17 protein-coding genes are annotated in these 21573 nt (G+C 51.5%); 13 read left to right on the top strand and 4 right to left on the bottom strand.

The window, feature by feature from the left end; translation table 11 throughout:
- Positions 1–212: 212 nt before the first annotated feature.
- Positions 213–1403, bottom strand: coding sequence for an MFS transporter (locus KP22_RS20085; RefSeq protein ID WP_039326010.1), 1191 nt, complete (start codon positions 1401–1403; stop codon positions 213–215).
- A gap of 164 nt (positions 1404–1567) precedes the next feature.
- On the opposite strand from KP22_RS20085, the gene KP22_RS20090 reads away from it, so the two are divergent.
- Positions 1568–1936, top strand: coding sequence for a GFA family protein (locus KP22_RS20090; protein WP_039308148.1), 369 nt, complete (start codon positions 1568–1570; stop codon positions 1934–1936).
- Between the two features lie 140 nt (positions 1937–2076).
- On the opposite strand, the gene KP22_RS20095 is transcribed toward KP22_RS20090, so the two are convergent.
- Positions 2077–3090 (bottom strand): LacI family DNA-binding transcriptional regulator, encoded by a 1014-nt coding sequence (locus KP22_RS20095; protein ID WP_039308145.1) that lies wholly within the window; start codon positions 3088–3090, stop codon positions 2077–2079.
- A gap of 215 nt (positions 3091–3305) precedes the next feature.
- On the opposite strand from KP22_RS20095, the gene KP22_RS20100 reads away from it, so the two are divergent.
- The 5 genes from KP22_RS20100 (at position 3306) to yidA (ending at position 8098) form a co-directional block, all read left to right on the top strand.
- The gene (locus KP22_RS20100; RefSeq protein WP_039308142.1) at positions 3306–3611 is read left to right on the top strand and encodes a PTS sugar transporter subunit IIB; all 306 of its coding nucleotides are present in this window, start codon (positions 3306–3308) and stop codon (positions 3609–3611) included.
- 16 nt (positions 3612–3627) lie between these two features.
- Positions 3628–4941, top strand: a complete 1314-nt coding sequence (locus KP22_RS20105; RefSeq protein WP_039308139.1) for a PTS sugar transporter subunit IIC — start codon at positions 3628–3630, stop codon at positions 4939–4941.
- On the top strand, positions 4931–5287 hold the full coding sequence (locus KP22_RS20110) for a PTS lactose/cellobiose transporter subunit IIA (protein WP_039308136.1): 357 nt from the start codon (positions 4931–4933) through the stop codon (positions 5285–5287). The genes KP22_RS20105 and KP22_RS20110 overlap by 11 nt, the downstream gene beginning before the upstream one ends.
- 34 nt (positions 5288–5321) lie before the next feature.
- A complete protein-coding gene (locus KP22_RS20115) occupies positions 5322–6764 on the top strand; it encodes a 6-phospho-beta-glucosidase (RefSeq protein WP_039308132.1) in 1443 nt (480 codons plus the stop codon).
- Between the two features lie 518 nt (positions 6765–7282).
- On the top strand, positions 7283–8098 hold the full coding sequence (yidA, locus tag KP22_RS20120) for a sugar-phosphatase (RefSeq protein ID WP_039308129.1): 816 nt from the start codon (positions 7283–7285) through the stop codon (positions 8096–8098).
- A gap of 308 nt (positions 8099–8406) precedes the next feature.
- On the opposite strand, the gene KP22_RS20125 is transcribed toward yidA, so the two are convergent.
- The gene (locus KP22_RS20125) at positions 8407–12288 is read right to left on the bottom strand and encodes a non-ribosomal peptide synthetase (protein WP_039326013.1); all 3882 of its coding nucleotides are present in this window, start codon (positions 12286–12288) and stop codon (positions 8407–8409) included.
- A gap of 821 nt (positions 12289–13109) precedes the next feature.
- Here KP22_RS20125 and KP22_RS20130 point away from each other — a divergent pair.
- Positions 13110–14006 carry a hypothetical protein gene (locus tag KP22_RS20130; protein WP_039326015.1) on the top strand — a complete coding sequence of 299 codons (897 nt, stop codon included), beginning with the start codon at positions 13110–13112 and terminating at the stop codon, positions 14004–14006.
- Between the two features lie 74 nt (positions 14007–14080).
- Here KP22_RS20130 and KP22_RS20135 read toward each other — a convergent pair whose 3' ends face one another.
- Complete coding sequence (locus tag KP22_RS20135; protein WP_039326018.1) at positions 14081–14977, bottom strand: LysR family transcriptional regulator; 897 nt, start codon at positions 14975–14977, stop codon at positions 14081–14083.
- 142 nt (positions 14978–15119) lie between these two features.
- Here KP22_RS20135 and KP22_RS20140 point away from each other — a divergent pair, with 142 nt between their 5' ends.
- The 6 genes from KP22_RS20140 to KP22_RS20165 all read left to right on the top strand — a co-directional run bounded on the left by KP22_RS20140 (position 15120) and on the right by KP22_RS20165 (position 21535).
- Positions 15120–16670 carry an ABC transporter substrate-binding protein gene (locus tag KP22_RS20140; RefSeq protein WP_039308117.1) on the top strand — a complete coding sequence of 517 codons (1551 nt, stop codon included), beginning with the start codon at positions 15120–15122 and terminating at the stop codon, positions 16668–16670.
- Positions 16671–16739: 69 nt separating this feature from the next.
- Positions 16740–17624 carry a dihydrodipicolinate synthase family protein gene (locus KP22_RS20145; protein ID WP_039308114.1) on the top strand — a complete coding sequence of 295 codons (885 nt, stop codon included), beginning with the start codon at positions 16740–16742 and terminating at the stop codon, positions 17622–17624.
- Between the two features lie 102 nt (positions 17625–17726).
- Positions 17727–18680, top strand: a complete 954-nt coding sequence (locus KP22_RS20150; protein WP_039308110.1) for a nucleoside hydrolase — start codon at positions 17727–17729, stop codon at positions 18678–18680.
- Position 18681: 1 nt separating this feature from the next.
- Positions 18682–19653, top strand: coding sequence for a nucleoside hydrolase (locus KP22_RS20155; RefSeq protein ID WP_039326020.1), 972 nt, complete (start codon positions 18682–18684; stop codon positions 19651–19653).
- Complete coding sequence (locus KP22_RS20160; RefSeq protein WP_039326022.1) at positions 19653–20630, top strand: ABC transporter permease; 978 nt, start codon at positions 19653–19655, stop codon at positions 20628–20630. Before KP22_RS20155 ends, KP22_RS20160 begins: the two co-directional genes overlap by 1 nt.
- A complete protein-coding gene (locus KP22_RS20165) occupies positions 20627–21535 on the top strand; it encodes an ABC transporter permease (protein ID WP_039308101.1) in 909 nt (302 codons plus the stop codon). Before KP22_RS20160 ends, KP22_RS20165 begins: the two co-directional genes overlap by 4 nt.
- The last annotated feature ends 38 nt before the right edge of the window (positions 21536–21573 follow it).

Raw genomic sequence — 21573 nt, forward strand, 5'->3', positions numbered from 1 at the left:
AGCGAGAGTAACGGATAGATCGTAAAGACGCTGTGAATACATCCTTGTACGCTCGGCTTGCGCCATCCCTGGCGCAAACGCTTTACTCTTCTATTCCGTTACTCCCGTTTTCATTCAGTAAATAGGTCTGTCAATGGTCTGAGCCAGCGCCCTGCGGAACTGGCTTTTTTATTGTGAGCACCTTGCTTGCCGTAACGTTGAAAAACGTTTTATCAGGCTAATGCCCGTCGTTTGGCGCTGCGCATTTCCTGTCGCAGCGTGATGAAAGCGGTGATCAGCATAAAGATGACGGCAGACCAGAAAATCGCGTGAGGATAGCCATTATCCAGCAGCCAGCCGAACAGCACCGGTCCTGCGGCACCGCCAATGTTGAAACCGGTGGAGACAATCCCAAATACTCGTCCCTCAGCCCCCGGCGGAGAGGCGGCGCGTACCAGCATATCCCGAGAAGGGGCAATCATACCGGAGAGGAAGCCCGCGGCAGCCAGCAACGGCACTAGAACGATGGTCGGTAAAGAGTACATGGCAACGATGCTGACCAGCACGGCGGTGACGGCCAGCGCCGCCGTCGCTACCAGACCGTGGCGTTTAGTTTTATCTGCCAGTGAGCCGCCAGCCAATACGCCAAAGGCGCTGGCGAACAGAAAGGCGGTAAGCGCCACGTTAGCCTGTGACAGCGACAAATCGTAGCCCGTGACTAACGCCGTCACCGAGAAATTCTGGATCGAGCCCGTACTTAAATTCAGCAGCAGGAACAAAATCAGCAGCGCCAGAATCGGCAGTGTGAAAACAGATGCACGCGGTTTGCCCGGTTGTGTGCTTGCTGCCGCCGCAGGTTTCACCTTGCTAGGTTCATCACGATCTGTCAGGAGCAGTGGGATTGTCAGTAAGCCGATGATGCCGGAAACGATGAATGCGCTATTGATGCCGGAAAAGGCGGCAACGGACAGCAAAATACCGGGCGCAATGGCTGTGCCCAGAAAGCCGGAAAACGTATGCACCGAGAACGCACGGCCCATGCGTTTCTCATCAATCCCGCGAGACAATAAGGCGTAATCCGCCGGATGGTAAACCGCGTTCGCCACACCCGCTAGCCCCATTGCGGCGACCAACCAGACGTAGCTGTCTGAAAAGCCGAGTGAGAGAAAACAGAGGCTTCCGAGCGCTAAACCCGCGGTTAGTGTGCGGCGTGCGCCGATGCGGTCTACCATAAAGCCTATCGGTGTCTGCACACAGGCGGAGACAATGTTGAATATGCTGAGCGCAAACCCGAGTTCGACAAAGCTGATATCACGCTGGGCTGACAGCAGCGGAATGAGCGCGGGCAGCACCATCATATGGAAATGACTCACCAGATGTGCTGATGAGATTTGTGCCAGTAGCGGTAGTTTTATGAATTTCATGTTGTTTTTGCAGCTTACAGGTCTGTAGATTTTATTATCGTGAGAGCTGGCGCAGGAACAGGGCGTCACTCCCTGGCAAATGGATCATAAGGTTAGCCTATTACTTATATCATCTATGGCGAATATTGATACCCGCCTTTTCGGCAGAATAGGGAGAGAATGGCATGACGAGTAAATCGTATTTGGGTGGGTGTTTATGTGGTCAGATCCGGTTCCGAGCAACGGGCGAACCCGGCAATCCGCATGCCTGTTCCTGCATCTCTTGTCAGAAGCACTCTGGTGCGATAACGCTGCTGTGGGTTGAGTTTCCCCGATCGGCAGTTGAGTGGATCGGGGAAGGCGGAGAGCCCGCGCGCTATCGTTCGTCTGATTACTCCAGCCGGGCTTTTTGCCCGCACTGCGGCAGCACGCTGGGAGCGATTGATGATGAGCCGACCATTGCGCTGACGATCGGGAATTTTGACGAGAAAAACAGCCCAGAGCTGAAACCTGCGTCACATTCGTTCGAGGATTACTGTCCACATTGGGTGTAAAACACAGGCCCGTTTCCAACGAGTGCGGCGTTCTGTAGGGTGACGCGGTCCATCTCCTGAACGGCCTGCGTCACCTGGCTGATAACGTGCCCTTGTTCGCCCGTGCTGGTAGCTTCTTGCGCTACATCCTGCTGCTCGGATTAGGCGGCGGGGCCTTTGCTGACGGAATCGCGGATAATCAACTCGCCTTTGAAGGCAGGTGCAGGCACGACGGTTTCACCCTCCAGCCGGCACAGTAGTTTCTCAAGGGTATAGCTGATCATCTCGGCGACGGGCACATGTACGGTAGTGAGGGGCGGGTAGAACCATGATGCCATCGGTAAATCATCGAATCCCAGCAGCGAGATATCTTGTGGAATCGCGAGGCCGTGTTCACGCAGCGCTTTGGCTACGCCAATCGCCATGTCGTCATTGCTGGCGACCAGTGCGCTGAAGGTGACCGCTCTTTGAAGCAGGGCGTTTGCGGCGCTATAGCCACTGTCATGGGTCCAGTCACCTTGTGCAACCAGCCTGTCATTATAGGGAACCCCGTTTTCCTCCAGCGCCTGCCGATAGCCTGCCAATCGGCTTGTGCCAGTGGGGGAGTTTGACGATCCGCAGATAAACGCGATATCGCGGTGACCCTGTGTAATCAGGTAATTGACGGCATCATGGCAGTGCTGCTGGTGATCGGCGCAGATACCGTTATCGCCGTGCTGATGCAGTGTGCGGTTCACGACCATGATCGGCTGATCGTGCTGTTCAATAATTTCTTCCAGTTCATCCGTGGAGAGAAAACGCGGATAGATAATGACGGCATCGCAGCGTAAATCGAGCAGGAACTGGATCGCTTCCCGCTCTTCTTCCGCGCTGTGCTTGCCATCCGCCATGATGAGCTGCCGCCCGTATTTTTCCGTCATGGTTGCCGTTTGGAACAGCAATTCGCTGAAGTAGGGGCCGCTGTACAGCGTGTTGGTCACGACCAAGCCAATAATTTGCGATTTGCTCGTGGCGAGCTGGCGCGCCAGCAGGTTGGGCCGGTAGCCAATCTCTTCAATTGCCTTGAATACCCGATCCCGCGTGGTTTTACTGACGTAGTTATTCCCTGTCAGCACGCGTGATACGGTGGCCTTGGATACACCGGCTTTTTTCGCTACATCGAGCATGGTTACCATCGTCCTTCCCGTTCTCCTTTTGCACTGTTTTATCCCGTCATTATAGGGATATTTTCTCTTTTTTTATCATCAATAACGAGTGTGGGGATAAAACTATTCCCCCCGATTACGCTATTTATGATCGTCTTCAAAAAATAGGAAAAACAATATGAAACCGGTTGCATATTATTTTATGTCTTGCTTGAATAATAAAAAAACAGACGGTGAGGTGCAGTATGAATAAGATTTTACTCTGTTGCGCAGCAGGAATGTCTACCAGCATGCTGGTACAGCGGATGGAAAAGGTTGCCGAGAAAAACGCGATCACTGTTGAGATAAAAGCCGTTGGTTTTGAAGAGTTTAATGAACTGATTGATGAGTATGATTGCTGCCTGTTGGGGCCGCAGATTAAGTATAAATTGCCTGAGTTCAAAGCGATAGCCGACGCAAAAGAGAAGCCGATTGCAGTCATTAATATGGTTGATTACGGCATGATGAACGGGGAAAAAGTCCTCAAGGATGCTCTGGCGATGATCAATTAGTGTAACGGGAGGAATAATGAGTAAATTAAGCGAGTCATTATTCAGCGTTATCGAAAACCGTATTAGTCCAATTGCAGCAAAGCTCTCCAGCCAGCGACATGTTGTGGCAATTAAAGATGGGTTCATTGCATCAATGCCCTTTTTAATTGTCGGTTCTTTTATGATGTTATTCGCCCATCCGCCTTTTAGCCCGAATAGTGAATGGGCCTTCGCACAGTGGTGGCTGGGAATGGTGGAACGCCACGGCGAACAAATCATGATGCCCTACAATATGACGATGGGTATTATGGCGGTGTATATCACTAGCGCCATCGCTTATAACCTGGCACAGAGCTATAAAATGAACGGTTTTATGGCGGCCAGTCTGGCGCTGATGTCATTTATGGTCGTGGCGGCGCCACAAATCGACAAAAGCCTGCCAGTCGGGTCTCTGGGCGGCGAGGGGATTTTTACCGCGATTATCGTGGCCATCTATTCGACGGAGCTGATGCATTTTTTGCAGAAGCGCAATATTGGTATCCGTCTGCCGGAACAGGTGCCGCCGAAAATTCGCCAGTCTTTCGATTTGCTGATCCCGATTCTTGCCATCTTCCTGACGTTATTCCCACTTAGCCTGTTTATGCAGAGTCAGTTCGGCATGCTATTACCGCAGGCGATCATGGCAATCTTTGCGCCAATCATTTCAGCATCCGACTCGCTCCCCGCCATTCTGATTGCGGTGCTGCTCTGCCACCTGCTGTGGTTTGCTGGTATTCACGGTGCGGTTATTGTCACAGGGATTTTACAGGCGTTTTGGTTAACCAATCTGGGCGTCAATCAGGAAGCGTTTAACGCAGGCGCACCGATTACCAAAATTTTCATTGAACCCTTCTGGCAGTTCTTTATTACGGTCGGGGGATCGGGGGCGACCATGGGGTTGGTCTTTCTTTATCTGCGCAGCCGTTCTGCCCATTTGCGCTCCATCGGCAAGCTGGCTGTGGTGCCAAGCATGTTCAACATCAACGAGCCGGTGATTTTTGGTTCACCTATCGTGATGAACCCGCTGTTGTTTATCCCGTTTATTACCGCGCCGTTGGTGAACGCTACCCTTGCTTATATCGCGTTAAAAACTGATTTGGTGCACCGCGTGATCTCTCTTGCGCCCTGGACGACGCCGGGTCCGATTGGTGCCGCCTGGTCTACAGGGTGGGATTGGCGGGCGGTGGTGCTGGTGGGGGTACTGATTATCGTGTCGTCCTTAATCTATTACCCCTTCTTCAAAATGTATGAACGTCAGCTGATTGCACAGGAAGTGGGGACAGCAGAGGAGGCACTAAGTGATGCTCGATGAAACCATTCTTGATGAAACAACAGTAATGGAACTGATTATCTATGCGGGAGAAGCGCGATCAAGCTCAATGGAAGCACTGAGCGCCGCCAGAAAATACGACTGGAACAAGGCTGAAGAACTGCTGAATGCGGCTTCGGTGGCGGCGCGCAAAGCCCATCAAATTCAGACGGCCTTGATCGGTGCCGATGAAGGCTGCGGAAAAATCCCGGTCAGCCTGATTCTGGTTCACGCGCAGGATCACCTGATGAACGCGATGTTATGCCGTGAGCTGGTGGAGGAGCTGATTCAACTGCATCGGGAAATCGCCTCCCTGAAACAATCTATCAATGAAACCGTTTGTAAATGAACAACATGTAAACTTGAAATGAGAAGGAAATGAGATGTCTATTGAACAATTACCGAAAGACTTTCTGTGGGGCGGCGCGGTAGCGGCGCATCAAGTTGAAGGTGGTTGGGATCAAGGCGGCAAAGGCGTCAGCATTTGTGATGTCCTGTCCGGCGGTGCTCACGGCATTGACCGTGTGATTACCGATGGCGTACAGCCTGGTGTCAGTTACCCAAATCATCAGGCAGTGGAGTTCTATTCCCACTATAAGCAAGATATCGCCCTGTTCGCCGAAATGGGCTTCAAATGCTTCCGTACCTCGATTGCCTGGACGCGTATTTTCCCCAATGGCGATGAGCTGGAACCGAATGAAGCGGGTCTGCAATTCTATGACGACCTGTTCGATGAGCTGCTGAAATACAACATTGAGCCAGTGATTACGCTGTCTCACTTTGAGATGCCGCATCATCTGGTGAAGCAGTATGGTGGCTGGTTGAACCGCAAAGTGGTGGATTTCTTTGTTCGCTACAGCGAAGTGGTTATGAAGCGTTACCAGTCCAAAGTGAAATACTGGATGACCTTCAATGAGATCAATAACCAGCGTAACTGGCAGTATCCGTTGTTTGGCTATTGCTGTTCCGGTGTGATTTTTACCGATCACGACAAGCCGGAGCAGGCGATGTACCAAACGCTGCACCACCAGTTTGTTGCCAGTGCGAAAGTGGTGAAGCTGGGGCATGAGATTAACCCGGATTTCAAAATTGGCTGCATGCTGGCGCTGGTGCCGCTCTATCCGTGGTCATGCCACCCGGATGACGTGATGTTTGCACAGGAAGCTATGCGTGAACGCCACTTATTCGGTGATGTGCAACTGCGCGGTTACTATCCATCTTACATCCTGAAAGAGTGGGCGCGTAAAGGCTATCAGATTGATATGCAGCCTGAAGATGAACAGACGCTGCGTGAGGGTTGCACGGATTATCTGGGCTTCAGCTACTACATGAGCAACGCGGTGCAACTGGCGGCGAAAGGTCGGAAAACGGAAGACGCGATCGCAGGTTTTGACGGCGGCGTGAAAAACCCGCATGTGAAAGCGTCGGAATGGGGCTGGCAGATCGACCCGGTTGGCCTGCGCTATACCCTGAACAGCTTCTACGAGCGTTACCAGAAACCAATGTTCATCGTCGAAAATGGCTTTGGCGCGGTAGATAAAGTAGAAGCCGACGGCAGCATTAATGACGATTACCGCATCGAGTACCTTAAAGCGCATATCGATCAGATGAAGAAAGCTGTCGTGGAAGATGGTGTGGAACTGATGGGCTACACCCCGTGGGGCTGCATCGACTGCGTGTCGTTCACCACTGGTCAGTACAGCAAACGCTACGGTTTCATCTACGTGGATAAACATGACGACGGCACCGGCACGTTCAAGCGCTCGAAGAAAAAGAGCTTTGACTGGTACAAGAAGGTTATCTCCAGCAACGGCGCCGAGTTATAACGGTGATTGCAGGAAACGTTAACGACAGAGCCGTGCTTAACCGCACGGCTTTTTCTTGTTGGTGTTAATCTCTTCCCAAGATGAGCTCTTATACATAAATAATGTAGTGTGCAAGCGGGGTTGCCGTTATCCCCAGCGTAAGAAATTATGCTGAGGAGATAACAGGCTTAGGATGAGCCGCATGGACGCGGCTCAAGCTTGCGCCACGTCGGGAGCGTGTCGCAAGCGGTCCGTTAAGCCTGATGCCGACGAAGGTATCGCGTAGCGACATAATGTAGCGGGCAGCCGGGTTCATAGGGGGCTGGCGCTTGAGCCCCCTATGTCGGGCGCGTGCTATAAAGTAGCATGAGAAGGATGGCATTGTGGCGCACGAAATGGCTCCGCGTTTGCAGAGGTAGCCTTCAGGAAAAGGGTTCGTTTTGTACTGTAATACGCCTGTCACCCTGCCGTATTTCACTAACGACTTCATCGCTGAATCGCGTTAGCATGAAAACAGATAACTTGATGCTGGAAAAACTATGTCTGTAAAACTGATCGCTATTGATATGGACGGGACGTTACTGACGCCCCAAAATCAAATTTCACCTGCGGTAAAAGCCGCGATTGCTGCCGCCAGAGAGAAAGGTGTGCAGGTCGTGCTGGCAACCGGTCGCCCCTACATCGGTGTCGAACGCTACCTGATGGAGCTGGATTTGCAGCAGGAAGGTTGTTACTGCATCACCAACAACGGTGCACTGGTGCAGCGTACGGTCAACGGTGACTGTGTGGCGCAAACCGCGCTAAGCTTCGACGATTATCTCTATTTCGAAGCGCTGGCCTGCAAATTAGGCGTCCATTTCCATGCGCTGGACTTCAATTTCGTCTACACCGCCAACAAAGACATCAGTCCTTACACTGTTCACGAATCTCACTTGACCGGGATGCCGTTAAAGTATCGTGCGGTAGAGGAAATGGATCGCAGCCTGACGTTCCCGAAAGTGATGATGATTGATGAGCCAGAGATCTTGGATCGCGCCATCAGCCAGCTGCCACCGGAAGCCTTTGAACGCTACACCATCATGAAGAGCGCCGAATACTATCTGGAAATTCTGGATAAGCGCGTCAACAAAGGTGAAGGCGTGAAGATGCTGGCGGAGCACCTCAACATCCCACGCGAAAGCGTCATGACGCTGGGCGACCAGCAGAACGATCTGGCGATGATTCGCTATGCGGGAATCGGTGTCGCGATGGGGAATGCCATTGATGAAGTGAAAGAGGCCAGCCAGTTCGTCACTAAATCTAACATGGAAGACGGCGTCGCTTACGCGATCGAGAAATTCATGCTGAATGCCTAATTATTTATAGATAAAGCCGAATAACCATTATTGATGGTTATTCGGCTGTCCTGAGGCCACCAATAAGGTGGCCTCAGGGCGTTGACAAACCTATTTCCTAAATGAAAACGGGAGTAACGGAATAGAAGAGTAAAGCGTTTGCGCCAGGGATGGCGCAAGCCGAGCGCACAGGGATGTGTTTACAGCGTCTTTACGATCTATCCGTTACTCACGCTCTACGGACTTTGTAAGCAAAAGCAAGGCACCAATAAGGTGGCCTGCTTTTTGCTTACACAGCGTGAATCGTTCAGACGTTCAGTTTTTTCGCGCTATAAAACGCTGTGGCTCCGCTGTTTGATGTAACTCTGCCGTTTCAGTAGCTCTTGCGCAAATTGTCTACCAAACTGTTCCAGATATTGGCGTTGCAGCATGCACTCATGCGGCGCGTTGACGCTGTACTCGATAAACTCACCCGTTACGTATGGCCGCCAGAACTCCGGCTGCTGATCTTCCGACCGTAGAACGTCCGAAGTGGCACGGATGAAAATCATGTCGCCGTCATAGGGGGTGTAATGGCACTGGGTCAATAGCTTCAGCATCAGTTTGGCATCGTCTATCAAGCGGGTCAGGAAGTCCTCCCCGACGTTACCGTTGCCCAGCACACCCGCCATTACCTGTTTCAGCCCCTTCATATCGGTACGTGATACGCCAGCAATGGCGCGGGTCATTCGGGTGATGATGGTGGCATTATCCAGCTTCAGCGAGTTCAGGCCATTTTGCAGCGGATAACTGTCAAACATGCTTAGGAAGTCTACCTTTTGTCCTGCGGCCTGTAGCATGGTGGCCATCCGCAGCGCCAGATTACCGCCCACGGACCAGCCGGTCAGATGATACGGTCCTTGCGGCTGAATAGCGCGGATGTGTTGCAGGTATTCCGCCGCCAGTTCGTCCAATGAATGGATGATGCGGTGTGGATCGCGCAGTATGGGGGACTGGATGGCATATACCGGTTGGTCTTCTGGCAGGTAGGATAACAGACCGGCGAAAGACCAGGCGATACCGCCGCCTGGATGAATGCAAAACAGCGGAGGGCGGTTGCCCTCCGTACGCAGAGGCAGAATCGTGCCGAACGGATCGCTGAAGTAGTCGGCGGGTTTCAGGCGTTGTACTAACTGGCGTGGTGTGGGGGCGGTCAGGAAATCGGAAATACCAAGTGAGACGCCGAACGTCTCTCTGATGCGATTGATCAACTGTAGACCCAACAGTGAGTGGCCTCCCAGCGCAAAAAAGTTCTGATTGACGTATACGGGCCCGCATCCGAGTATCGATTCGAACAATCGGCACATGGTTTCCTCTCCCGGTGTTCTGGGTGGGATCCGTTCGCTGTCGTTCTGCAAAACGGGTGGTGGCAGTTCGCCGATAGCCAACTTACCATTGGGCGTCAGCGGGAAAGACGGTACAACCATGATGATGCTTGGAACCATATGCTGAGGTAACTGGCGGCCGAGAGCCTGCTTGAGGCTGTCACTATCCAGCTCCAGCTCCCTGTTGGCGGCGTAGGCAACGATGGCTGGGCCGTGATCGAGGGTATGCAGCATTGCCACGGCGTCTTCTACGCCGCAGCAGTCGAGCAGCGCGTTCTTGATCTCACCCAACTCGATACGCAGACCGCGTAGTTTGATCTGACTGTCTTTACGGCCCTGATAGTAGATGCGTCCGGAATGGTCAAAGAAAACGTTATCTCCGGAACGGTACATCGTGGTGTCTGCATCCAGTAGGTCGGGCACAAAACCTTTGGCCGTCTGATCCGGACGATTACGATAGCCTTTGGCTACCCCAGGACCGCCGATAAACAGTTCGCCCCAGCTGCCCGGCGGCAGCAGACGTTGCTGTTTATCCACCACGTACAGCCGGGTGTTGGCGGTGGCCGCGCCGATAGAGAGATCTTCCACGCCGTAGCGGGCATTGATCGCGGTGGCGAATGATGTTTCCGTCGGACCGTAGACGTTCAGTAGATGACAGTGAGAAAAACGCGCTAGCAGCGCAGGAAGGCAGGGCTCACCGCCGAGAAGCAGTACGGTGCCCAGAGGGAAGTCTTCCGTTTGGTGGCAGGCCAGCAGACTGGGCGTAAGTACCAGCATACGGATATGTTCACGACGCACCAGCGTGGCAAGCGGCTTGCCGGGCGTGGTGGAAAGCTTATCAGCGATCGTCAGCGTAGCGCCAGCCAGCAGCGTCATCATGATTTCCAATACGGACATATCAAAGCCCGCGGCGATGAACTGTAGTACCCGTTCTCCCGGCTGCAACCCGGCTGCCTCAATGGCCGTGCGCGCTATGGGAACCAGATTGCGGTGCGTCACCTCTACGCCCTTTGGCTTGCCGGTCGAACCGGAGGTATAGATCATATAGGCGGGTGTCGCGGAGTCAAAGTCCGCCAGCGGGCCATCGACGGGCGGCAGGCTTTCCAGCATCTCCGCGGTTAGGCGTAACCGTTTTTCCTCGGGGACGGATATTTCACTCTCGTTGTCGGTGGTAGTAATGAGCAGTGCGGGGGCGGCGTCGGCCACAATATATTCGATTCGCGACTGGGGAAGATCCGGAACGATCGGCACATAGCAGGCGCCCAGCTTAAATAATGCCACCGCTGCCGTAACCCATTCGATACTGTGCGATGTCACGACTGCCACATCGTCGCCGGGACGAACGCCGAGCGCTCGAAGCCGGCCAGCCAGACGGGTAGCGTAGTCATCCAATTGAGCATAGCTGGATGAGCGATCGCCCTGAAGTAGCGCTATCTGGGGGCCGTGGTCGCGGACGACCGCTGAGAATGCCTCAGGAAATATCGGCTGCGGAGCGGCAATTTTCGGCAGCGGGTAGAAGCGTTCGCGTTCGCCGGGCAGCAGCAGGTTGTAATCGGACGCTAGCGTTTCTGGCGCCTCCACGAACTGTTCCAGCAATAGGATCAGCCGCTGGTAGTGCTGAGTCAGCGCTTCGGGTGTATACAGATCGGCGTTGGCATCAAAACAGATCTCCAGATGACCATCCGTATTGCGGTCGAAGATATTAATGTTCAAATGTCTTGCAGGACCGCAGGCGAGATTATTCGTTGTCAACTCACAGCCATTGAAGCTGATGCCTTGATTGTAAGACACGATGTTAAGCAGTGTGTTGAATAGTGGTTTATGACCGCGTTCGGCGGAGAGGTCGCGGATTATGGTTTCAGAGCGGTAGCTCTGGTGTAGCAGGTGGCGGCGTAGCTGGTGTTGAACGTTTTCGGCGACCGAAAGTACGGTGGATTCAGTGGTGAAGGACATCTGCAACGGCAGGATGTTGGCTACCATCGCCGGAGTGTTGCGTAGCGCCTTGAGCTGGCGGGCGGCGACTGGCATTCCTACGACCAGTTCTTCCCGCCCGGTCATTTTATGCAAGTAGGTGGAGCAAAGCGCCAACAGCACGCTGGATAGTCGAAGCTGGCGCTGCGCCACGATGGTGCGCAAACGATCCAATGTTTTTCCGGAAAAAGTTTTGCGCAACCGGTTTAGTCTGGCGAGCAGCGCATCGCCTGGAACCAATTGGGTGGCGTCCGGCATCTTTAGGCAGTATTCGCGCCAATAGGCCTGGTCCTTAGTGTACGCGTTACTTTTCTGGTATTCCTGTTCCGCTTTAACAATGCTTTTTAGCGGCGGGTTTGTGAGCGGTGCCACGTTTTCTTCCCGCCGCAGCCGTTCGTAGTAATCGGCGATAGAGCCAAACAGAAGGCCGTGGCCGTAGCCGTCGATAATCAGATGGGTGCCTAGTTCAACCATGCGGTAAACATTTTCCGCCAGTTTGATCAGTACATAGCGAGCCAGTGGCGCTTGGCTAAGATCCATATCATGGTCAAGTAACTGCTCGAGAAGCGCGCTGTAAGCGTGCTCGGGGTCAGGAGACGCCGAAAAATCGCGCCATTCAAAGAATGATGCTTCCGGTAAGGGCTGGATGTATTGCGTAAACTGTCCTGAGGCGGGGTCGGTTTCAAACGTGGCGCACAGTGCTTCAGTCTGCCTGCAAACGGCGTTAACCGCCTGCTCTAATAAGCGCGGTTGGAGCTGGCCTGTGAATTCGATTACGTTGCATAGATGGTAGTTTTTGTTGCTGCCTTCTTGGGCGATGGCGAGATAGACTTCTTGCTGGGCGTTGCTCAGTGGGCAGGTTGCCTTTCCGGACATAAATATACTCCTTATTTGTGTAGTCTGCGAATTCCGAACATTGGTTTACGGCAGTGCGATATACCAGGGCCATCGTGTCTTGCTGGCTCTTTTCTATTTTTCGGCGGCAGGGTACGCAAATTGACGGAGGGGGGATATGGGATTGTGTGCGTCATCTTATAGTGCTCTGTTAATTACTATTGATAAGTATTTTTTACCTATTTATGGTAGGCATAAATTTATTAATTGGCACGAAATTATTATTTTTATCAGCCATAAATTAGAGTGTTTTAATCTATCTGGTTGTTTTAGAGTAATAAATTTTTATTTGTATAGGTTGCTATTTTATTTTTAGCTTATAATTTTCTTTTATTTTGAATGCGTAATAAGCCTCCAGCGCTGAAATGCTTGATATTATTTCGTTGCTTTTTATATGATTGCTGAATCAGTAAGTTAGCAATCATATAAAGTTCGTTGTCACAACGATGACGCAGTGTTTTTTTACTTTAATAATTGATGTTGTTAATGATTGGTGTTGTTAATGCTTATCGTGAAAATAAATAACACGTTAGTCTCAGACTATTGGAAAAATACTGCTCTGAGGGTATGACCAATGGGCGTGTAGCTATCCGAATTATTTTTTTCGTAAATGCGACGGGATTTAATAAGGGATATTTTTGCAAAAGGCAGGGCTTCATCATCGATTATAGCGATATTATAGGCTGCTGCGCATGTGATTTTACGTAGTTCAGAGTATATGGCTGTGATTGATATGTTATAATTTTCATCGTGTTAGCGTAATAATCATTAGGGATAATATTTTTTAGTTGTGGAATCATATAATGAAAGCAACATTCAAACTTGGATTAGTATTTATCTCCGCACTTTCCGTTTCTGCTTGTGATAGTTTAGATTTAACAAGTAATAAAGGAGTGTTTCACTACAGTAACCCAACCGCTAAAAATATAACATTTAAGGTTGATGGTGAGAGTCATGAAATCTTACCAGAAGAAAAAGGTAAGATTAAACTTTCTTCTGGTGTGCATAAATTAGAAAACAGCCAAGGTCAGGTTTTTTCATTTATGGTTTTTGATAATAATAATGGAGGGATTATAAATCCAGATAATCATATTTATTATACGTTGTCAGAAACTTATTCGGTTGAAGGGAAATATAATAAATTTAAGCCCGCGACCTATGACGTGACTATAAATGGTCATCAATTAGAAATGTCGGCCAGAAGTGCGAATTCAACCATAATTGATGCTAATATGTTTAAATGTAGTTATCAGTTAGGCGAGCCTTTCCCCGATTCGATCACAATCCGTGACCGTAGTTCAGATGGTAATGTTAAATCAAAATGTTTTGATAAGATAGAGCTAATTCATTATATATCAACAATATATAAAGAAGATCTCAAGCCTGAATCACCCAACGATGAAGGTAATGATTCAATTAATATGGCATTTAATTATGATATTCCTACAGTGAGGTTCCTTCATTCTGATATGCAAGAAAAAGCAGACAATATCGTTGTATTATTAAAACAACTAAAAGAATCTGATGATGCGGGTATTCATGAGAAGATAAATAAAAAAATTACCCAGTTAAGCATTGATTTAGTTACTGTATATGCGAAGCATACTTCTACCCTTTCAAAAGAAGAACACCAGAAATATGATGACTTCACTCGTCAGTCTGGTTATTTACAAACGTATGGTATTTGGGGGGGGAATTAACACTTAATGGTAAGGAAAGGGTTTTCTGAAATTGGCGTATTCTTTAAGGAATTATTTAGGGTGTAATTGGATAATTATTTTAATTCCAGACTACGCACTATTTCTTCTTTCATAACCTGAGTGATGTGATTAACCACCTGGCTGCGGGGAATCTGGGGGGGGTAAACCGCGCAATACGCCATTTTTATATCGGGATTAAAAGGCTTAACGATAACCGGAGAAGGGCTGTTCAGGGCGGTAATAAAATCCACTACGCCGATGCCGACATTTCTTGAAGCCAGCACGCAGCAGTTAGCCATTGAGGTTTCGATCGGGTTATGCAGATAGCTCTGCTCTTTTCTGATGGCAATATCAAGCTGGGCCCGCAGGGGCGTGGTTCTTCCCGGCAAAATAGCGCGAGAGCTGGCCAGATCGGCAAGCGTAACTTCCTCCGCTGTGGCAAGGGGATGATTCATCGCTAATACCGCGACAGCACGGGCGTCCGCCAGCGGTTCGGCTTCCAGCCCTTTGATACCTGGCTGGCCAAAAATAAAACCAACGTCATAGTGATTTTCAGCAATCGCGTCCGTAATACGGCTGCTGCTTTCGATGTCTAAAAACAGCGAAAGATCGGGGTATTTCTTGAGTAAAGTAGGGAGAACCTGGTCCGAGCAAAGAAACGAGAGCGCCTGAACGGCGGCGATGCGCAGTACGCTACCTTTAGCGTGGCGAATTTCATCGGCAATCAGCCCGATATGATCCAACCCCAGATAAAGACGCTCCACTTCCCGATACAGCTTCATTGCTTCGGCGCGTGGAATCAGGCCGCGTCCGTCTCTATCAAACAGCTTCAGATTCAGTGCATCTTCAAAGTCTTTAATGAGCCGACTGACCGCTGGCTGGGTGATATACATCATATTGGCGGCAGCGGTAATGCCTCCGGTGAGGATGACTTTATGAAAGGCTTCAACCTGGCGGGGATTGATACGCATGCTCGTCACCTTAAAACATAACATTTGGTTATCAATTTAACACAAAATGCAATTTTTCATTATCCAATATGGCGCATAGACTCACAATCATAAGATTTAATACACTTCACTAGTAATCAATCATGGAATAGAGGGTTAGTGAATGAAGAAATCAACGCTGGCGTTATTGTTTACCGTTTTATTTTCATCTTCACCTTTGGTTTATAGCGCGGACCTGAATATCGGTTTAGCTTCCTCCACCACATCAATGGATCCGCAGTTTTATGTGAGTGGGGCGAATAGCGCAATGGCGCGCAATATTTTTGACGGTTTGGTTGTACAGGATGAAAAACAGCAGATTGCACCTGCCCTGGCAACCAGTTGGAAAGTGATTGACGACAAGACGTGGGAGTTTGTATTGCGTCCTGGCGTTAAGTTTCACGACGGCAGTGATTTTACGGCTAAAGATGTGATTGCCAGCATTAAGCGTGTTGCGCTGGCATCAAAAAACAGCCCTAGCTCTTACGCACCTTACGTCAGCGACATTGCTGAAGTAATAGAAGTTAATCCACTAACGGTGCGGATAAAGACAAAAGAGGCTTCGCCACTGCTGCTGAATAATTTAAGTCGGATTTCCATTTTGCCTGCCCGACTTGAGAATGTCCCGACGGAAACGTTGAATTCAGGAAAAGATGTGATTGGTACAGGGCCATTCAAATTTGTTTCCTGGGTGCCGGATGACCGGGTAGTCCTTAGTCGTAATGACGATTACTGGGGAGGAAAAGCAGAGTGGGACAACGTTACTGTCCGTGTATTTAAAAACAGTAGTGCACGTGTAGCAGCAGTATTATCCGGTGATGTGGACATGATTGAAAACGTTCCAACAGCCGACAGCAGTAATATTGGAAAAAATCAGCAGTTAAAAACGATTTCAACACCAGGGAATCGTGTTATTTACCTTCACCTGGACCAGCAGCGAGAGGAATCACCGTTCGCCAAAGGTTCTGATGGTAAAAACCCATTACTAAAAAAAGAAGTACGCCAGGCGATGTCTTTAGCGCTTAATCGTCAGGCAATCGTCGACCGTGTGATGGAGGGGCAGGCTGTTGTTGCCTCTCAGCTTGTACCGAAGGGGTATCTCGGGTATTCCGCTTCCATTCCTGCGCCGGTTTATAATCCGGAGAAAGCCAAACAGGAACTGGCAGCGGCGGGTTACCCCGACGGCTTCACGCTGACCTTCCACGCGTCGAACGATCGTTATCCTAATGATTCTAAAATTGCTCAGGCCATTGGCCAAATGTTCACACGCGTCGGCATCAAAACCGAAGTGGTTACGATGCCCGGCAGTGTGTACTTCTCACGTGCGTCCCGTCTCGAATTCAGTTTGATTATGGGCGGGGCCGCGATTGAAACCGGGGAAGCTTCTGGAGTGTTGGGGCCATTGCTAGAAACCTTTGGCCCCAATGCAGGACAGGGTAATCGTGGTCGCTATTCCAATCCTGTCTTTGATAAAACGCTGAACGAGGCACGTGTCACGCTGGATGAAACCAAGCGTGATGCGCTGCTGGCTGAGGCGATGAACATCGGTATGAACGATCTGGGCGTGATTCCAGTGATGTTCCTGTCCAACACCTGGGCGATGAAAAAGCAGTATACCTATGTGGGCCGTTCCGATGCCTATACGCTGCCGTACTTCGTCCGTTCCGCGAAATAGTCACCTTTCAGTCATGATCTAAAAGGGGTGAGGTTTCACCCCTTATCTATCCGTAACAAGGAGAGCGGAGTGAATACATTTAGCGGTGTTTTTCCCTATCTGGTGTCACCCGTCAGGCCCGATGGTCAGGTTGATAAGCCTGTGCTGGCACAACTTACTGAGCATCTGATTCAATGTGGTGTGCATGGCGTCGTGCCGTTAGGTAGTACCGGTGAATTTGCCTATCTCTCTGCGGCTCAGCGTCTGGATGTGGTCAAAACCGTGATTGAGACGACGGCGGGTCGCGTGCCAGTGATCGCCGGTGTCGCTTCCACAACGATTCAGGACGCCGTTGAGCAAACGAAACGCTATGTTGAACTCGGTGCGGATGGCATTCTTGCGGTACTGGAAGCCTATTTCCCCCTGAAAGACGAAGGCGTCGAACAGTATTTCCGCGCCATTGCCGAAGCCGCACAGGGCAAACCGGTCGTGCTCTACACCAATCCTCAGTTCCAGCGCTCCGATTTGAGCTTGCCCGTTATCGAACGCCTGAGTCATGTCAGTAATATCCGCTATATCAAAGACGCCTCGACGAATACCGGGCGTTTGCTTTCCATCATTGAACGTACACGTGGCCGGATGGAGGTATTCTCCGCGTCCGCGCATATTCCCGCCTGCGTGATGCTGATTGGCGGCGTGGGCTGGATGGCTGGCCCGGCGTGTATCGTTCCCAAACAAAGTATTGCTTTGTATGAAGCCGCCCGCTCGGGTGACTGGAACAGAGCAATGGAGCTTCAGCGTCCGCTGTGGCGAATCAATGAAATCTTTGCCCGTTATTCCATTGCTGGCTGTATTAAAGCGGCGCTGCAATTGCAGGGATTTGCCGTCGGCGACCCGTTGCCGCCCCAGCAGCCGTTGGATGAAAAGGCGCGTAAGGAGATCGCTGACGTTTTGGCGTCTGTCGATTCCCTTTAATGTCAACCAGATTTGTTATTATTCACGCTGTAGAGGTGTGGGGTTTCCTGCACTTTGAAATTTGGCAGTACCGATTAAAAAGAGAAAAGGAATCATCAAGGGATGAGTGCGTTACCTATTATTATTGATTGTGATCCCGGGATAGATGACGCCATTGCGTTATTAAGTGCATTTGTGGCACCAGAGTTGGATATTCGCGGTATCTGCACGGTATGCGGTAACCAGTCGCTGGACAAGACGGTGCGCAATGCGTTGCAAATTGTTGAGCTGGGTCAGCGCAGGGATATTCCTGTCTTTGCTGGCTGTCATCGGCCGCTGTTGCGCGAACCCATTCATGGCCAGTTTCACGGCGAAAGCGGACTGGGCCAGACGGTGCTGCCTGCACCGCAAAAACAGGCTGAAGCGCAACATGCCGTGAGTTTTATTATTGCGCAGTGTCGGCAGGCGATAGCTGACGGCACGCCGATCACGCTGTGTACGTTGGGGCCATTAACCAATGTGGCGATGGCGCTGCGTATGGCTCCCGAGATTGCCGACGGTATTGCGCGCATTGTGATGATGGGCGGCGCGTATCGTGAAGCGGGCAACCGCAGCCTGACGTCTGAATTCAATATGATTGCCGATCCGCAGGCAGCCAAGGTGGTATTTGACTCGTCGATTGCCCTTGTCGCGTTACCTCTGGATGTTACGCATCAGGTAATTTTAACACCGGAATTGGTGGCGCGTTTCATCGCGTTATCCGGACGCATCTCCGCGCCGTTGGGTGAAATGATGGCGTTTTGGGATCGCAATGACATCTGCCGCTACGGTTCACGCGGTGGCCCGCTACACGATCCGTTGGTTATTGCCTGGGTTCTGGCGCCACACTGTTTCACGACAGAAAAAGCCAGCGTTTACATTGAGCAGGAAAGTGAGCTGTGCATGGGGCAAACCGTTGCCGACTGGTATGGAAAAACCGATCGTCAGCCGAATGTGGATGTGGTGACGGGGGTGGATGCCAAACAGGTTGTTGAGCTGTTTGCTGATCTATTGAGCCGCTACAGAGAGGGTGTCTGACATGGTTCGAGAGCGCATTATTATTGATACCGATCCCGGCGTTGACGATGCAATCGCCATCTGGCTGGCATTGGCATCGCCCGAGCTGGACGTGCTCGGCATTACCGTTGTGGCAGGTAATGTGCCGCTTGAAGCAACATTGCCGAATGCTTGCAATGTTGTTGGGCTGACGGGCAGAACCGATGTACCCATTTTTGCTGGTGCCTCGCGCCCGCTCATTCGCGATCAGGTTTTCGGTAAATACGCCCATATCGGCGAATTTTCTTCTGAGTGGGTGCCGCAGAGCACGCTATCGCCAGAACAAGAACATGCCGTCGATTTTCTGGTGCGGATGACGCGTCAGGCGGCGGCCGATAATAACCCGATCACCCTTTGTTCACTTGGCCCGCTGACGAATCTGGCGTTGGCGCTGTGCTTCCATCCTGATGTCGCTCGCGGCATCAAACAGATTGTTTCCATGAGCTGTGCCTTTACCGCGATGGGGAATCGCGTGCCGTGGGCAGACTTTAACGTCTATGCGGATCCGCATGCGGCGGAAATCGTGTTTTCCTCCGGTGTTCCCGTTGTCATCATGCCGTTGGATGTGACCTTTCAGGCTCTGATTCAGACGGAACAGATTGATAACATCGAACGCAGCGGCGGTGCGCCGGGTAAAGCGATGGCCGCGCTGTTGCGTATGTTTGACCGCAACGAGGTCGAACGCTTTGGTCGTGAAGGTGGACCAATTCATGATGCAACCGTCATTGCCTGGCTGTTGAAGCCAGAGCTGTTCAAGTCAAAGTATGCGCGTATCGGGGTCGAAGTTTCCGGTAAGACCGCGGGTTACGTGTTTGCCGATTTTTATCACAAGCTGGGTGAGCCAGCGAATGCGCTGGTCATGCGGGAAATCGACGAGCAGGGATTTATTGGGCTGATTGCCGACCGCCTGCGTCACTACGATGTTGATACATTAAACGGTTCTGGGGGGCGCTGATGATAGCCTACCTGCTGAGCCGAATCGGACAAACGCTGCTGACGCTTGCTGTTATGTCGGTGCTGGTGTTTGTGGGTGTCTATCTGGTCGGTAACCCGGTCGATATGTTGTTGGGCGCGACAGCCACGCCAGCGGAACGGCTGGCGGTGATTCAGTCTTTTGGTCTGGATAAGCCCGTCTGGGAACAGTACGGGCTGTTTGTCTGGAACGCCTTTCAGGGCGATATGGGAAAGTCTTTTATCTTTAACCAACCCGCGCTGACGCTGATTTTTCAGCGGATGCCTGCAACGCTCGAACTGGCGATGGTCGCGTTCGTGATGGCGCTGGTTGTCGGTATTCCGCTGGGGATCTACGCTGGCCTGAAGCCGGACAGCGCGGTGTCCAAATCCATCATGACTTTCTCTATCCTCGGCTTTAGCCTGCCCACGTTCTGGATTGGGCTGGTGATGATCATGCTGTTCAGCGTGAAGCTGGGCTGGCTGCCGTCTTCTGGCCGGGGCGATACGCATGAGTTATTCGGTATTCCATTCAGTTTTCTGACCCGCGATGGTCTCGAGCATCTTCTCCTGCCAGCGTTTAACCTTGCGCTGTTTAAAATCTCGCTGGTTATCCGCCTGATGCGTGCGGGCGTGATGGAATGCCTGCAACAGGATTATGTGCAGTTTGCTCGCGCGAAAGGGCTATCGGAAACTCGCATCGTGCTGGTGCATGTGCTGCGCAATACGCTGATTCCCTTAATTACCGTGCTGGGTCTGGAGCTGGGATCGCTGATCGCGTTCGCCGTCGTCACGGAAACCATTTACGCCTGGCCGGGTATGGGCAAACTGATTATTGACTCGATCGCTGTGCTCGACCGTCCGGTCATTCTTGCTTACCTGATGATTACCGTCGTGATGTTCAGCGTGATTAACCTGCTGGTTGATTTGCTGTACGTCATGGTCGATCCGCGTGTACGGCTGGGAGGAGACAAAGGATGACAGGGAATACCATACATCAGCCCGCAGCCGTGCCAAAAAACGTCCATCCGGCGATGCGCGTGGTGATGGCGCTGATCGGCGATCGGTTGGCGCTGTGTGGGCTGATCATGCTGGCGATTTTTGTGCTGCTGGCGCTGCTCGCCCCTGTTCTGTCGCCACAGAACCCTTACGATCTGATGCAGCTCGACATCATGGATGGCCGGCTTGTACCGGGTTCCTCCAGTATGGCGGGCATGACGTACTGGCTGGGGACGGACGATCAGGGTCGCGATTTGTTCAGCGCCATTCTTTACGGCACCCGTATCAGCCTGATTGTGGGCTTCTCCAGTGCGGTACTCGCGCTACTGATTGGCGCCTCGCTGGGGCTGATTAGCGCCTACGTCGGCGGAAAAACGGATGCCACGATCATGCGCATCGTGGATATCCAACTCAGTTTCCCGCCGATCCTGATTGCGCTGATCCTGCTGGCGGTGCTGGGGCAAGGAGTTGACAAGATCATCATGGCGCTGGTGGTGACCCAGTGGGCTTACTACGCGCGGACGATTCGCGGTTCGGCGCTGGTGGAACGTCGCCGCAGCTATGTGGACGCGGCGCGCAGCATGGCGTTGTCCAACCGCCGCATTCTGTTTCGCCATATTTTACCGAACTGTCTGGCACCGCTGATCGTGGTGGCGACGATGCGCATCGCCTACGCCATCATGCTGGAAGCCACGCTCTCGTTTTTGGGGATCGGGCTGCCCGTGACGGAACCGTCGCTGGGGCTGCTGATCTCAAACGGTTTTGAATACCTGATGTCGGGCGATTACTGGATCAGCTTCTTTCCGGGGCTGACGCTGCTGCTGCTGATTGTGGCGATCAATCTGGTCGGGGATGCGCTGCGCGACATCCTCAATCCGCGGAATTAATCTGTGGGAACGCCCATAGGAATAAGGGGTAACGCACA

The sequence above is a fragment of the Pectobacterium betavasculorum genome (genome assembly GCF_000749845.1).
Classification (GTDB): Bacteria; Pseudomonadota; Gammaproteobacteria; order Enterobacterales; family Enterobacteriaceae; genus Pectobacterium; species Pectobacterium betavasculorum.